At 61.6% G+C, this 14397-nt stretch carries 9 protein-coding genes; 2 read left to right on the top strand and 7 right to left on the bottom strand.

Annotated elements, in window-relative coordinates; genetic code table 11:
• Window positions 1-50 precede the first annotated feature (50 nt).
• The 3 genes from preA to hydA all read right to left on the bottom strand — a co-directional run bounded on the left by preA (window position 51) and on the right by hydA (window position 4294).
• Window positions 51-1325 (bottom strand): NAD-dependent dihydropyrimidine dehydrogenase subunit PreA, encoded by a 1275-nt coding sequence (gene preA / locus FRT59_RS07485; RefSeq protein WP_153870823.1) that lies wholly within the window; start codon window positions 1323-1325, stop codon window positions 51-53.
• On the bottom strand, window positions 1325-2692 hold the full coding sequence (locus tag FRT59_RS07480) for an NAD(P)-dependent oxidoreductase (RefSeq protein ID WP_034120394.1): 1368 nt from the start codon (window positions 2690-2692) through the stop codon (window positions 1325-1327). Before FRT59_RS07480 ends, preA begins: the two co-directional genes overlap by 1 nt.
• A gap of 162 nt (window positions 2693-2854) precedes the next feature.
• Window positions 2855-4294 carry a dihydropyrimidinase gene (gene hydA, locus FRT59_RS07475; protein WP_034120393.1) on the bottom strand — a complete coding sequence of 480 codons (1440 nt, stop codon included), beginning with the start codon at window positions 4292-4294 and terminating at the stop codon, window positions 2855-2857.
• A 593-nt stretch (window positions 4295-4887) separates the two neighbouring features.
• Here hydA and FRT59_RS07470 point away from each other — a divergent pair.
• Both FRT59_RS07470 and FRT59_RS07465 read left to right on the top strand, forming a co-directional pair.
• Window positions 4888-6369 (top strand): NCS1 family nucleobase:cation symporter-1, encoded by a 1482-nt coding sequence (locus FRT59_RS07470; RefSeq protein ID WP_153870822.1) that lies wholly within the window; start codon window positions 4888-4890, stop codon window positions 6367-6369.
• A gap of 24 nt (window positions 6370-6393) precedes the next feature.
• Window positions 6394-7677, top strand: a complete 1284-nt coding sequence (locus FRT59_RS07465) for a Zn-dependent hydrolase (protein ID WP_153870821.1) — start codon at window positions 6394-6396, stop codon at window positions 7675-7677.
• Window positions 7678-7795: 118 nt separating this feature from the next.
• Here FRT59_RS07465 and FRT59_RS07460 read toward each other — a convergent pair whose 3' ends face one another.
• The 4 genes from FRT59_RS07460 to FRT59_RS07445 all read right to left on the bottom strand — a co-directional run bounded on the left by FRT59_RS07460 (window position 7796) and on the right by FRT59_RS07445 (window position 14271).
• A complete protein-coding gene (locus FRT59_RS07460; protein WP_153870820.1) occupies window positions 7796-8254 on the bottom strand; it encodes an REP-associated tyrosine transposase in 459 nt (152 codons plus the stop codon).
• A 237-nt stretch (window positions 8255-8491) separates the two neighbouring features.
• Window positions 8492-9910, bottom strand: coding sequence for an efflux transporter outer membrane subunit (locus FRT59_RS07455; protein WP_153870819.1), 1419 nt, complete (start codon window positions 9908-9910; stop codon window positions 8492-8494).
• Window positions 9894-11060, bottom strand: a complete 1167-nt coding sequence (locus FRT59_RS07450) for an efflux RND transporter periplasmic adaptor subunit (RefSeq protein WP_153870818.1) — start codon at window positions 11058-11060, stop codon at window positions 9894-9896. Before FRT59_RS07450 ends, FRT59_RS07455 begins: the two co-directional genes overlap by 17 nt.
• Window positions 11050-14271 (bottom strand): efflux RND transporter permease subunit, encoded by a 3222-nt coding sequence (locus tag FRT59_RS07445; RefSeq protein WP_153870817.1) that lies wholly within the window; start codon window positions 14269-14271, stop codon window positions 11050-11052. Before FRT59_RS07445 ends, FRT59_RS07450 begins: the two co-directional genes overlap by 11 nt.
• Between the last annotated feature and the right edge of the window lie 126 nt (window positions 14272-14397).

Genomic DNA, 14397 nt, shown 5'->3' with positions numbered 1-14397 from the left:
AATGCGGTCAACTGTGGGAGCGGGCTTGCTCGCGAAGGCGGCCTGAAGGGCTACACAGCTTCCCGGTAAGGATTCCTCGGATCCTGCGTCCAATTCAAAAACGGCTTGCCGGTGTCCATCGGCACCATCTCGATGCAGTCCGCCACCGGGCAGGTGATCTGGCACAGGTTGCAGCCCACGCACTCATCATCGATCACCTCATACTTATGCGTGCCGTCCGCCTGCTTCAAGCTGGCAATGGCCTGGTGCGACGTATCCTCACAGGCAATATGGCAACGCCCACAGCCAATGCAGGCCGCTTGGTCAATCCTGGCGATGACCTGGTAGTTGATATCCAGGTACTTCCAGTCCGTGGTATTGCCCACCGCCCGCCCGGAAAATTCCTGCAGGCTGGTGTAACCCTGGCTGTTCATCCATCGCGACAGTCCATCCTTCATCTCTTCAACGATGCGAAACCCATGCAGCATCGCCGCCGTGCATACCTGCACCGCGCCGCAGCCCAGGGCGACGAATTCTGCGGCGTCGCGCCAGTTGCCAATGCCACCGATGCCGCAGATCGGCAGGCCCTGGGTCTGTGGGTCGCGGGCAATTTCGGCGACCATGTTCAGGGCAATGGGCTTGACCGCCGAACCGCAGTACCCGCCATGGGTGCTCTGGGTGCCGACCATCGGCAGGGCGACCATGCGTTCCAGGTCCACGCTGGTGATGGAGTTGATGGTGTTGATCAGCGATACCGCATCCGCACCACCGCGATAGGCCGCCCGCGCTGCCACGCGGATGTCGGTGATATTCGGCGTGAGCTTGACGATCACCGGCAGCGAGCAGTACGTCTTGCACCAGCGCGTCACTTGCTCGACATACTCCGGCACCTGGCCGACGGCCGCGCCCATGCCACGTTCGGGCATGCCGTGGGGGCAGCCGAAGTTCAGTTCGATGCCGTCGCAGCCAGTGGCTTCCACCAGCGGCAGGATGTTTTTCCAGGACTCTTCAACGCACGGCACCATCAGCGACACGATCAGCGCACGGTCGGGCCAATCCTTTTTCACCTGGGTGATTTCCCGCAGGTTGATCTCCAGGGAACGGTCGGTGATCAGTTCGATATTGTTGATGCCCAGTACTTCGCGATTCGCCCCGTAGTGCGCCGAGTAGCGCGACGACACGTTCACCGCCGCCGGGTCTTCCCCCAGGGTTTTCCATACCACGCCGCCCCAGCCGGCTTCGAAGGCGCGGACCACGTTGTAGGCTTTGTCGGTGGGTGGCGCGGAGGCCAGCCAGAACGGGTTGGGGGCTTTGATACCGGCGAATACAATCGAGAGATCGGCCATTACGCAGCCTCCACATTCAGCATGAGTTGGGCGTGCATGGCTTCGGCGGCCAGCTTGCCATGTTGCACGGCCTGGACGGTGAGGTCCTGGCCGAGGCTGACGCAATCACCGCCGGCATACACCCCGGGGATGCTGGTGCGTAGCTGTTCGTCGACAAAAATGCGCTCGCCCACGCGGTGCAGTTGCTGGGCCAGCGGGTCGTGCAGCGCGTCGCCGTCAAAACCTTGGCCGATGGCCTTGAAGATCGCATCGGCGGCCAGCTCGAAGGTTTCCCCAGTGGGCAGCAGGCGGCCGTTGTCCAGGCGGGTGCGGGCGAAGCGCATGCCACGGACGCGACCCTGATCGTCGAGGAGTACTTCGTCGGGTTGGGCCCAGGTCAACAGCCGCACTTGGTTGGCCTTGGCGATGTCCTGCTCGTGGTGAGTCGCGCCCATGTCCGCCAGGCCGCGGCGGTACACGAGGTTCACATCACGCGCACCGAGGCGGGCCATTTGCACGGCCATGTCGATGGCGGTATTGCCGGCGCCGAGCACGATGCAGCGGTCGGCCAGGGGCAGTTGGGTGAGGTCATCGGCCTGGCGCAGTTCGCGGATGTAGTCGGTGGCGGCGAGCAGGCCGGGGGCGTCTTCGTGGGGCAGGCCGAGCTGTTTGCTGGCTGCCAGGCCGAGGCCCAGGAACACTGAGTCGAAGTGCTGGTGCAGTTCGCTCAGGCTCAGGTTGTCGCCCAGGCGTTGGCCGTGGCGAATGTCGATGCCGCCGATCTGCAGGAGGAAATCCAGCTCCTTCTGGGCAAAATCGTCCACCAGCTTGTACTTGGCAATTCCGTATTCGTTCAGGCCCCCGGCTTTTTCTCGGGCTTCGAAAATCACCACGTCATGGCCGTGCAGCGCAGCGCGGTGGGCGCAGGCCAAGCCCGCCGGCCCGGCGCCGACCACGGCGATGCGTTTACCGGTAGGCGCGGCGCGCTGGAATGGGTGTTCGCTGAAGTGCGCATTGTCGATGGCGTAGCGTTGCAACAGGCCGATCAGCACCGGCGCGCATTCCTCGGCGTTGTTACGCACGCAGGCTTGCTGGCACAAGATTTCCGTAGGGCAGACCCGGGCGCAGCTGCCGCCGAGGATGTTGGCCGAAAGGATTTTCTGCGCTGCGCCCTGGACGTTGTCGGTGTGGATATTGCGGATGAATGACGGGATGTCGATCTCGCTGGGGCACGCATTCACGCACGGCGCGTCGTAGCAGTACAGGCAGCGCGAGGCTTCCAGTTGGGCTTGGCGGGCGTTGAGGGGCGGAGCCAGGTCGGTGAACTGGCTGGCGAGGGTGGCCCCGTCTTCGTGGGGGTGGGGGAGGTGGGTCAGGGTCTGGATCACGGTTTTGGCCTCACGGTGATTGAGGTGCTGCCTCTGATGGGCATTGGTTTTTTTGTTGCCTGTACTGGCCTCATCGGGAGCAAGCCCCCTCCCACACTTGATCGCGTTGATCCTGTTGGAATGGGGCCAAGTGTGGGAGGGGGCTTGCTCCCGATAGCGGTCTCAGCGTTTCACAGCAACCGGCCTGGAATGCTCCGCCCGCTTGCTCAACTGCTCAAACACCGACGGATACGCCGGCCGCTCCACATAGCGTCCGGCACCGCGTTCGGCGCGCAGGTCGCCATCGGCCCAGACCAGCTTGCCCTGGCTGATGGTGTGGCTCGGCACGCCACGCACGGTCTTGCCTTCGAAGATGTTGAAGTCGACCTGCTGATGGTGGGTCTTGGCGGAAATCGTCCGCGTGCCTTCGGGGTCCCACAACACCAGATCGGCATCGGCGCCCACGCGCACCGCACCTTTGCGTGGGTAAAGGTTGAAAATCTTCGCGGTGTTGGTGGAGGTCAGCGCAACGAACGCCTGCATCGACAGGCGCCCAGTGTTGACGCCCTCGTGCCACAGCAAAGCCATGCGGTCTTCGATACCGGCGGTGCCGTTGGGGATCTTGCTGAAATCGTCACGCCCGGCGGCTTTTTGCTCGGCGCAGAAGCAACAGTGGTCGGTAGCGGTGGTGTGCAGGTTGCCCGATTGCAGGCCATGCCATAGAGCCTCCTGGTGCCCACGCGGGCGGAACGGCGGGCTCATCACGTAGCCGGCGGCGGTCTGCCAGTCGGGATGCTGGTAGACACTGTCATCTAGCAACAAATGGCCGGCGAGAACTTCACCGTATACCGCCTGGCCCTTGCCCCGGGCGTAGGTGATTTCATCCAGCGCTTCCTTGGTCGACACATGCACCAGGTACAGCGGCGTGCCGATGGTCTCGGCAATACGAATCGCACGGCTGGCCGCTTCGCCTTCCACCTGGGACGGGCGCGACAGCGGATGCGCTTCCGGCCCGGTGATGCCCTGGGCCATCAGCTTGCGTTGCAGGTGGTACACCAACTCGCCGTTTTCGGCATGCACGGTGGGCACCGCGCCCAGTTCCAGGCAGCGCTCGAAGCTGGCCACCAAGGTGTCGTCGGCGGCCATGATCGCATTCTTGTAGGCCATGAAATGCTTGAAGCTGTTGATGCCGTGCTGGCTGACCAGTTCGGCCATTTCCTCGCGCACCTGCTCGCTCCACCAGGTGATCGCCACATGAAAACCGTAGTCGGAGGCGGACTTTTCTGCCCAGCCGCGCCACTGGTGGAAGGCCTCCATCAGCGACTGCTGCGGGTTGGGAATCACGAAGTCGATGATCGACGTGGTGCCACCGGCCAGACCCGCCGCCGTACCACTGAAAAAGTCTTCACTGGCCACGGTGCCCATGAAGGGCAGTTGCATATGGGTATGGGGGTCGATGCCGCCCGGCATCAAGTATTGGCCGCTGCCATCGAGTGTTTCAGTACCGGCGGGAATATCCAGATCCGTGCCAATGGCGCGAATTAGACCGCCTGCGCATAAAACATCGGCGCGGTAACTTTCATCATGGGTAATAACGGTGGCGCCACGGATCAACAGCGACATGTCGAGTTCCTCACAGGCTTGACCGGCTCGTGCCAGTTCTAAGTGTTGTAAAGCGGCCTACCGATAGTCGGCTAATTCCTGTCATCGGTGACAGGAATAGAAACTAGCCCGAGTTTTTAGAATGAGCAAGAAGATTTTTCTTAACTGTTTATAGGATTTAACTTGCTGATTTAGATAGATAAATTACTAAAATCACCAAAATGAAGCACGCCATGACTATTTTGACGCGCTTGACAGGTTATTGATTTGAACAATATTTCTTATTGCAAATCAGGCGCTTGAGATATGCCTCTTGACGGCGCCGGGAAATAAAAATAATTGTGGTGCACCAGATTGAGACCTGAGGGTTCTGGCAACTTGCGCCTTATTTAGCCTGAGTAACGCGGCAAGTATCCAAGGCTTAATCGGAAAGCTGATAAACATCAGCAGGTTATATAAGCGGTGCGGGTTGAATGGCGGTTGTCGGCACGGTTATTGAGTGCAACGGCAGCTGGCCGGGCCCGTGATGTCATGTTGTTTACGCGGTACTCCGGCCACCTGAACACAGCGTGCAGGTGAGCAAAAATAATTTTAAAAAAAACCGTGGAGCGGCCATGCAACAGAACAGATCGCAAGTCATCGAGCGCAACGGCCTGTACGAACTCGACGCCGGCCCCGACGTCCTCGACAGCCCTCGCTACAACCACGACATGGCACCTACCAAGGTGCACGAGCGCACCTGGAACAAGTGGCACATCACCGCGCTGTGGGTCGGCATGTCGATCTGCGTGCCGACCTACACCTTGGGCGGGGTGCTCACCGCGTATTTCGGGCTCTCGGTTGGCGAGGCGCTGATAGCGATTTTGTTGGCCAATATCGTGGTGTTGATTCCGCTGACCCTCAACGCATTCCCCGGTACGAAGTACGGCATCCCGTTTCCGGTGTTGCTGCGCTCATCTTTTGGCATCCTCGGTTCCAACGTGCCGTGTTTGATCCGTGCGCTGGTGGCCTGTGGCTGGTTTGGCATCCAGACGATGTTCGGCGGGCTGGCGATTCACCTGTTCCTGGGCTCGATTTTCGACGGTTGGAAATCCCTCGGTGGTACCGGCGAGGTGATCGGCTTCATGATCTTCTGGTGCCTGAATCTATGGGTGGTGCTGCGGGGCGCCGAGTCGATCAAGCGCCTGGAAACCCTGTCGGCGCCGCTGCTGGTGGCCGTGGGGATTGGCCTGCTGGTGTGGGCGATGCCGAATGTGTCCCTCAGCGAATTGATGGCGATCCCGCCCAAGCGCCCCGAAGGCGCGAGCCTCACCGGTTACTTCATGGCGGGGCTGACGGCGATGGTGGGGTTCTGGGCCACCTTGTCGCTGAACATTCCCGATTTCAGCCGCTATGCCAAGAGCCAGAAAGACCAGATCCTCGGGCAGATTTTCGGCCTGCCGCTGACCATGTTCCTGTTCGCCGCCCTCGGTGTGATCATGACCGCCGCCTCGGTGAAGCTGGTGGGCGTCAGCGTCTCCGACCCGGTGACCCTGATCGGCCATATCCAGAGCCCGGTGTGGGTGGCCGTGGCCATGGCGCTGATCATCGTCGCGACCTTGTCCACCAACACTGCGGCGAACATCGTCTCGCCTACCAACGACTTCCAGAACATCGCGCCCAAGCTGATCAACCGCACCACGGCGGTGATCCTGACCGGCCTGGTAGGGCTGGCGCTGATGGCCCATGAACTGCTGAAAAAGCTTGGGTTGATCGTCTCGGACGTCAGCTTGGAAACCGTGTATTCCAATTGGCTGCTGGGCTATTCGAGCCTGCTGGGACCGATTGCCGGGATCATGGTGGTGGACTACTTCATCACCCGCAAACAGCAGTTGGACCTGGCCGGGTTGTACCGTGATGACGTGTACCCGGCCTGGAACCGGCGCGGTTTTATTGCCTTTGGTGTGCCGGTGGTGCTGACGCTGCTGTCGTTGGGCAGCGATGCATTCAGCTGGTTCTACAGCTATGGCTGGTTTACCGGTTCGGCGTTGGGTGGGTTGTTGTATTACGCGCAGAATGCCAAACGTGGCGTCAGCCCTGTCACCGCCAATTCATAAGAAAGTTACCCTGAGGAGAACCCCATGAACGCTGCCCTCGACGTTCTGCAATCGACCCATCAGCACATCAACCGCGACCGCCTGTGGCAGTCGCTGATGGACCTGGCCAAACTCGGCGCCACCCCCAAGGGCGGGGTGTGCCGCCTGGCCCTTACCGACCTCGACCGCAAGGCCCGCGACCTCTTTGTACAGTGGTGCGAGGCGGCTGGCTGCACAGTGACCATCGACGGCATCGGCAATATTTTCGCCCGCCGACCCGGCCGCAATCCCGACCTGCCACCGGTGATGACCGGCAGCCATATCGACACCCAGCCCACCGGCGGTAAGTTCGACGGTTGCTTCGGTGTACTGGCCGGTGTGGAAGTACTGCGCACCCTCAACGATCTCAAAATCGAAACCGAGGCGCCGCTGGAAGTGGTGGTGTGGACCAATGAAGAAGGTTCGCGCTTCCCGCCGTGCATGATGGGCTCCGGGGTGTTCGCCGAGAAATTCACCCTGGCTGATACCTTGGCCAAGGTCGATGTGGATGGCGTCAGCGTGGGTGAGGCGTTGAGCGCAATTGGCTACGCGGGAACCCGTCCTGAGAGTGGGCACAAGGTCGGCGCCTATTTCGAAGCCCATATCGAACAGGGGCCGATTCTGGAAGATGAAAAGAAAACCATCGGCGTGGTGCTCGGCGCGCTGGGGCAAAAGTGGTTCGACCTGAAACTGCGCGGTGTTGAGGCGCATGCGGGGCCAACGCCGATGCATTTGCGCAAGGACGCCTTGGTGGGCGCAGCGGCAGTGGTGGCAGCAGTCAATGCGGCGGCGTTGGGGCATCAGCCCCATGCGTGTGGGACCGTAGGCTGCCTGCAGGCGTATCCGGGCTCTCGCAATGTGATTCCCGGTGAAGTGCGCATGACCTTGGACTTCCGTCACCTGGAGCCAGCGCGGTTGGATTTGATGATTGCCCAGGTGCGCAAGGTCATCGAAGACACCTGCGCCAAACATGGCCTGACTTACGAAATGGAGCCCACCGCCGATTTCCCGCCGTTGTACTTCGACAAAGGCTGCGTTGACGCCGTGCGCGATGCGGCCAACGGCTTGGGGTTGTCGAACATGGACATTGTCAGCGGGGCAGGGCACGACGCGATCTTCGTCGCCGAACTTGGCCCGGCGGGGATGATCTTCGTGCCGTGTGAAGGCGGTATCAGCCATAACGAAATCGAGAATGCTGCACCGGATGATCTGGCGGCGGGGTGTGCGGTGTTGATGCGGGCAATGCTCGCCGCTTCGGCAGCCATCGCCAGTGGCAAGTTAGCCGCTTGAAATGCGGTAAAAAAATGTGGGAGGGGGCTTGCTCCCGATGGCGGTGTATCAGTTACAGATGAGCTGACTGAGCTACCGCTATCGGGAGCAAGCCCCCTCCCACATTTGAATTGCGGCGCTACAACCAGATGGCATCCCACAACGGATAATCTCCAATCCGCTCGACCAAACCCGCTCGTAATGGATTGGCCACCACATACCGTGCCATTTTCACCAAGTCATCTTCCTTGCGCAGGGCACGGTCATGGAAGCTCTCTTGCCACAACCGCCCCTTACGGCCGCTTGCACCATTCACGGTACGCGTGCTTTTCGATTTCACCTGACACATCAAATCCGCCAGCGAGCCTTTTCGCAGCTCGACAATCCAATGAAAGTGGTCGGGCATGATCACCCACGCCAGAGAATTAGCCAGCCCTTGATACTGAGCGACTCGAAACTGCCAGACAACCAGGCGACCGAGATAAAAGTCGCTGAAGATGGGTAGGCGTTCATGGGTGTTGGTGGAGATGAGGTAGATGCGATTCGGCTCGCTGAATCGACCGATGCGCAGGCGGTGTGACGCCGGTAAATCTGCCATTCCCTGGCCCTCTCAAATGTGTCTAGAGAGGCTAGGTCGCAGAGCAAGAAGCTGGCGGATAGGCTTTTGGCAGGATGTGTCTGGAAGGGCGCAATCGGGAGCAAGCCCCCTCCCACATGGGGGCTGCGGTGTTCACACATTATGTGTCTGACACAGAGTCAGTGTGGGAGGGGGCTTGCTCCCGATGGCGGTGGGTCAGCTACGGATAAGTTGGCTGTTCCACCGCCATCGAGAGCGTCAGGCTCCAGGCTGCCAACCGCCGCCCAGGGCAGTCACCAGCCCTACACTCGCCTGCAACTGCCTGGTCTGCACCGCCTGCAATGTCCGCTGCGCCTGCAACGCTGCCGTCTGTGCAGTGACCACATCCAGATAGCTCACCGCCCCGGCCTGATAGCTGTTCATCGCCAGGGCCTGGGTATGCTGCGCCGCATCCGCAGCCGCCTGTTCGTCCTGAGCTTGCTGCTGCAAATCCCTTAGCTGCCCCAGGTTATCTTCCACCTCGCGCACAGCTTTCAGCACCTGGCTCCGGTACTGCGCCGAAGCCTCTTCAAACTCGGCCTTGGCCTGACGCTCGTTGGCGCTCAGGCGCCCGCCATTGAAGATCGGCACGTTCATCAACGGCCCCAGCGCCCAATATCGGTTTCCTGCTGACAATAGATTGCCGACCCCTTGCGTCTGCCCGCCAATCAGCCCGGTCAAGCTGAAATCCGGATACCACGCCGCCTTGGCCACACCGATATTCGCGTTGGCCGCAAACACGCGCCGTTCAGCCGCGGCAATATCCGGGCGACGTTGCAGCAGGTGGCTCGGTAACTGCGATGGAATCCCTGGCAAGGCAATTAACTGCGGGCTGGGCGGCAATGAAAAATCACTGGCTGCCGCGCCGATCAGCTCACCGATGGCATGCTCGGTCAGGTTGCGTTGCCCACGCACTTCATCCAGTTGTGCCCTGGCTTCGGCCAGTTGATTTTGCGCGCGGGTCAGGTCCAGTTCTGAAGCAATCTGGCCTTCGTAGCGACTGCGGGTCAGTTGCAGCGCCTGGCTGAAGTCCTCCAGTGTGCCGTCGAGTATCCGGCTTTGTGCGTCCAGCCCATTGAGCTGCACATACAGGCTCGCCAGTTGGTGTTGCAGGCTCAGGCGTGCTACCGCCAAGTCATCCGCGGACGCTTGCGCCTGGGCGTCCCCGGCTGCCACTTGGTTGCGAATTTTGCCCCACAGGTCGAGGTCGTAACTCAAGGAAAAACCGGCGGTATTGCTGTTGTACACCGACGGCTGCGTATCGCCCCGCAACGGTCGCGAATCCGATTGGCGCTGGCGCAACGGTTGCGCGCTCGCGCTGATTTGCGGGAACAGGCCAGCGTGCAGTTGGCTGGCGTATGCCTGAGATGCGTCGAAGTGCGCCAGGGCTGCTGCCAGGTCGGGGTTGGCCTTGAGCAATTGCTGTTGCAGGTTATCCAGCGTTGGGTCGTTGTAGAGCTTCCACCATTCGGGCGCCAGTTGGTCTGAGGGTTGCGCGCTGTGCCAGGGGCCATCGCTGGTCTGTTCGCGGTAGTGTGCGGGCAGGTCAATGGACGGCACGGTGTACGTCGGCGCCATCGAGCAACCCTGCAACGCCAGCAGCATCAGCGCTGCGAGAGATTTAAGCCCCGTGCGCATGCGCACCTCCGGCGTCGGCCAGTTGCACCGGGTCGCCTTCGCGCAGGGCGTCAGGCGGGTTGTCGATGATGCGGTCGGCTGGCTTCAGGCCTTGGTCGATCACCAGGCGTTCGCCGAGGTCGAGGCCGATATGAATGCCTTGCAGGTGCACATGGTCGTGCCCATCCAGCACCGCAACTTGGGTGCCCTGGGCGCGGAAGATCAAGGCGCTGGCCGGAATGCTCACGCCATGGGTATCGGCCGGAATCGGCAGGGTGGCTTCGGCGTAGTCGCCGGGCAGCAGTTCGCCGTTGGGGTTGTCGGCAACGAATTGGGCGAGCAAGGTGCCGGAGCGGCGGTCGATGGCGGTGGAGTCGCCGATCAGGCGTGCCTTGAAATGCTCGCCGGGGTGTTCGGGCACCGTCAGTTCGGCTTCGAGGCCAGGATGGATGACCGCCGCGTAGTTCTGCGGCACCGGTACGTAGAGGCGCAACTGGTGGGTGTCGGCAATGTTGAACAGCTCCGGGTCGCTGTCGGTATCGGCCTTGATCAACTGGCCGATATCGGTGTTGCGGGCGGTGATGGTGCCGGCGAACGGCGCGCGAATGGTCTTGTAGCTTTCCAGCGCCGACAGCCGTGCATAGTCCGCCGCGGCGGCCTGGGCGTTGGCCTTGGCGGCCGCGGCGTTGGAGGTTTTTTCATCGGCCTCCTGGCGCGATACCGAGTGGCTGGCCAGCAAGTTTTGCCAACGGGTTGCGCTGGTGGCTGCCAGGCGTGCATTCGCCTGCTGCTGGATCAACCGCGCATGGGCCTGGGCCAGTTGTTGATCGAGGTCGGGGCTGTCGATTTCGGCGAGGATTTGCCCGGCCTTGACCTGGCTGCCGATATCGACTTTCCAGTCCTTCAAGTAGCCGCTGACCCGTGCATGGATCGGCGCCTTGCTCCAGGCGTCGAGGTGCGCGGGCAGGCGCAAGGTGTCACCCGCGGCATTTTGCCTGGGTTGAAATACCATCACTTGCGGGACAGCGGCGGCCTCGGTCCAGGCGGTGACCGATTGTTCGTGCAGCGTGCGGGCGTGCAGGCCGCTGGCGACCAACAGGGCGGCCAACGTCAGGCCGCCGACACCCATGAGCATCAGACGCTTGCGCGAGGGTTTTTGATCAGACGACATGTGCGGTTTCTCCAGCTGCAGCGCGAGTAGGGTGACGACCGTGGACCAAGCTGAAGACCACGGGAACAAACAACAGGGTGGCGATGGTGGCGAAGATCAAGCCACCGATGACCGCACGGCCGAGCGGGGCGTTTTGCTCCTCGGAAATCGCCAGGGGCAGCATGCCGATGATCATCGCCAGGGCAGTCATGCACACTGGCCGAAAGCGTGTGTAGCCAGCCTCCAGCGCCGCTTTCAACGCATCGCCATGTTCGGCCAGGCGCTCACGGCAGAAGCTCACCACCAGGATCGAGTTGGCGGTGGCCACACCCATGCACAGGATGGCGCCGGTCAGTGCCGGCACCGACAACGAGGTGCCGCTGAGGAACAGCATCCACACGATGCCCGCCAGTGCCGCCGGCAACGCCGTGATAATCACGAAAGGGTCGGCCCACGACTGGAAATTGACCACGATCAGCAGATAGATCAGCACCACCGCGCCGAGCAAGCCGAAGCTCAAGCCGCTGAATGCCTCATGCAGCGCATCGATCTGCTCGTGCAGGCTGATCACCGCGCCTTTGGGGCGCATGGCAGCCGTGTCGTCGAGGACTTTTTGCACATCGCGGGCCACGCCGCCGAGGTCGCGACCTTGTACGTTGGCATACAGGTCCAGGGTCGGTTCGATGTTGTAGTGGGTGACCACGGCCGGGCTTTGCACGCGGGAGATAGTTGCCACGCCGCCGAGGATCTGCGATTGCCCATCGGCTCCGGTCACCGGCAGCGCTTCCAGTGACGGCAGGCTGTCGAGGCGGTACTGCGGGGTGGCGGCGACGATGGAATACGACACGCCATTGGCCGGGTTGAGCCAGAAGGTCGGCGCGGTTTGCGAGCTGCCGGCGAGGGAGGCGACCATGCTGTTGGTGACGTCACGCTCGGTGATGCCCAGGCCATTGGCGCGCATGCGGTCGACATTCACCTGCAGCGACGGGTAGCCGGTGGACTGCTGGATACGCAGGTCAGCAATGCCCGGTACGTGTTGTAAGCGACGCTCAAGTTCCACGGCGTAGGCGCGGTTTTCTTCATCGCTGCGCCCAGAGATTTTTACATCCAGTGGCGCCGGCGCACCGAAGTTGAGGATCTGGCTGCTGATGTCGGCTGGCAGGAACGCAAAGTGGCTGCCGGGGAAACTCTGCGGCAGGGCCTCGCGCAGTTTTTTCACGTAGTCGGCGGTGGGTGCGTGGTGCTTTTTCAAACTGACCTGAATGTCGCCATCCTGCGGGCCGATGGTGCCGCTGCTGCTGTAGGCCATATCGATGCCGCTGAGCGGGATGCCGATGTTGTCGACGATGGTGTCCAGTTCTTCGGCGGGAATCACTTCGCGAATCCGCGCTTCGATGCGGTCGAACGCCGCTGCGCTTTCCTCGATTCGCGTGCCCAGCGGCAAGCGCACATGCAGTGCCAGCGCACCGGCATCAGTGGCCGGAAAAAAGTCCTGGCCCAGGCTTGGCAACAACAGGAATGATGCGAGTACGCAGGCCAGGAAACCGACAATGAAGCGCTTGCGCGCGCCCAGCGCCAACGTCAGCAGGCCATGGTAGGTGTCACGGATATTTGAGAAATGACGCTCAAAGCCCTGCTGGAAATTCAGCACCGATTGCAGCAGCGCATTGCGCGGCCTCGGGTGTTGCTCACCTTCGTGGTGGTTGATGAATTGATCTTCCGGGTGATGCCCAGCGCCCTGCTCTGGTGTATGCGGCTTGAGCAGAAACATCGCCAGGGTCGGCACCAGCGTGCGCGAAAGGATGAACGAACTGGCCATGGCGAATATCACCGCCAGCGCCATCGGCCGGAACAGATAACCGGCGATGCCTTGCAGCAAAAACATCGGCACGAACACGATGCAGATACACAGCAGCGAGACGAACGCCGGGCCGACGATTTGCGCGGCGCCGTCGAGGATCGCGGTCTTCACCGCCTTGCCTTGTTCCAGGTGCCAGTTGATGTTTTCGATGGTCACCGTGGCGTCGTCCACCAGGATCCCCACCGCCAACGCCAAACCGCCGAGGGTCATCACGTTGAGGGTCTGCCCGCTGACCGCCAGCAGCGCGATGGCTGACAGTACCGCCAGGGGGATCGACGCGGCGATGATCAGGGTCGAGCGCCAACTGCCGAGGAACAGCAGGATCATTGCACTGGTCAGCAACGCGGCAATGATGCCTTCCTGGGCCACGCTGCCCACCGATTGCTTGACGAACACCGAGGCGTCACCCAGCAGTGAAGTCTTCAGCGATGGCGGTAGGGTTTCGTTGATGCGCGGCAGCATCTGGCGGATGCCGTCGATGATCGACAGGGTGGAGATGCTGCCGTTTTTCAGCGCCGGCATCAGCACGGCGCGGTGGCCGTCGACGCGCACGATGTTGGTCTGCGGCGGCGAGCCATCACGCACGTGGGCTACCTGGCCAATGGTGATCAGCGCGCCATCGACGGTCTTGATCGGCAGGTCGTTGAGCTCATCGATTGCTTTGGGGCTGTTGTTGAGCAGGATCGTGTATTCGTCAGGGCCGAGCTTGGCGGTGCCCACCGGGATAATCTGGTTCTGCAAGGCCAAGGCATTGCCTACGTCCTGGGCCGACAAGCCCTTCGCCGCCAGAGCCTGCGGGTCGAGGTCGAGGGTGATCTGCCGCTGCTTGCCACCCATTGGCGTGGGCATGGCCAGGCCGGGTAGGGCGCTCAAGGGCAGGCGGATATTGTTCTGCACCAGGTCGCGGATCTTGGCTTCCGAGAGGCTGGGGCTGGAGAACGCCATTTGCAGGATCGGCACCGTGGAGGCGCTGTAGTTGAGGATCAGCGGCGGCGTGATGCCCGGTGGCATCTGCTTGAGCACGGTTTGTGACACCGCCGTGACCTGGGCGTTGGCGGTGCGGATATCGACGCCGGGTTGGAAGAAGATCTTGACGATGCCCATGCCGGGCAACGATTGCGATTCGATATGTTCGATGTCGTTGACGGTGGTGCTCAAGGAGCGTTCGTAGGTGTAGATCACCCGCCCGGCCATGGCGTCCGGCGACAGGCCGTTGTACTGCCAGACCACGGCGACCACAGGGATGCCGATATCGGGGAACACATCCGTAGGCGTGCGCAGGGCTGCCATGGGCCCGATGATGCAGATGAATATGGCCAACACGATGAACGTGTACGGCTTTTGCAGTGCGGTCTTTACCAGCCCGAGCATGCGTGAGTCTCCGAGAAGAGCAGGATTGCAAACCCCGGCAGTCTTGCCCGACCCACCTAACACGCACCTTTCAGCCAGGTGAAGGAAGATTTAGTTAACGGCTGAAGATCGTTTCATATGTATTCA

Origin of the sequence: Pseudomonas haemolytica (assembly GCF_009659625.1) — a bacterium.
In the GTDB taxonomy this organism is placed as follows: Bacteria; Pseudomonadota; Gammaproteobacteria; order Pseudomonadales; family Pseudomonadaceae; genus Aquipseudomonas; species Aquipseudomonas haemolytica.
The sequence above is the reverse complement of the archived record's forward strand: the minus strand, read 5'-3'. Positions and strand labels throughout refer to the sequence as shown.

Excerpts from the sequence above, each read along its gene's own strand:
- preA (WP_153870823.1), bottom strand. The coding sequence starts at position 1,325 with ATGGCCGATCTCTCGATTGTATTCGCCGGTATCAAAGCCCCCAACCCG.
- hydA (WP_034120393.1), bottom strand. The coding sequence starts at position 4,294 with ATGTCGCTGTTGATCCGTGGCGCCACCGTTATTACCCATGATGAAAGT.
- FRT59_RS07470 (WP_153870822.1), top strand. The coding sequence starts at position 4,888 with ATGCAACAGAACAGATCGCAAGTCATCGAGCGCAACGGCCTGTACGAA.
- FRT59_RS07465 (WP_153870821.1), top strand. The coding sequence starts at position 6,394 with ATGAACGCTGCCCTCGACGTTCTGCAATCGACCCATCAGCACATCAAC.
- FRT59_RS07460 (WP_153870820.1), bottom strand. The coding sequence starts at position 8,254 with ATGGCAGATTTACCGGCGTCACACCGCCTGCGCATCGGTCGATTCAGC.
- FRT59_RS07455 (WP_153870819.1), bottom strand. The coding sequence starts at position 9,910 with ATGCGCACGGGGCTTAAATCTCTCGCAGCGCTGATGCTGCTGGCGTTG.
- FRT59_RS07450 (WP_153870818.1), bottom strand. The coding sequence starts at position 11,060 with ATGTCGTCTGATCAAAAACCCTCGCGCAAGCGTCTGATGCTCATGGGT.
- FRT59_RS07445 (WP_153870817.1), bottom strand. The coding sequence starts at position 14,271 with ATGCTCGGGCTGGTAAAGACCGCACTGCAAAAGCCGTACACGTTCATC.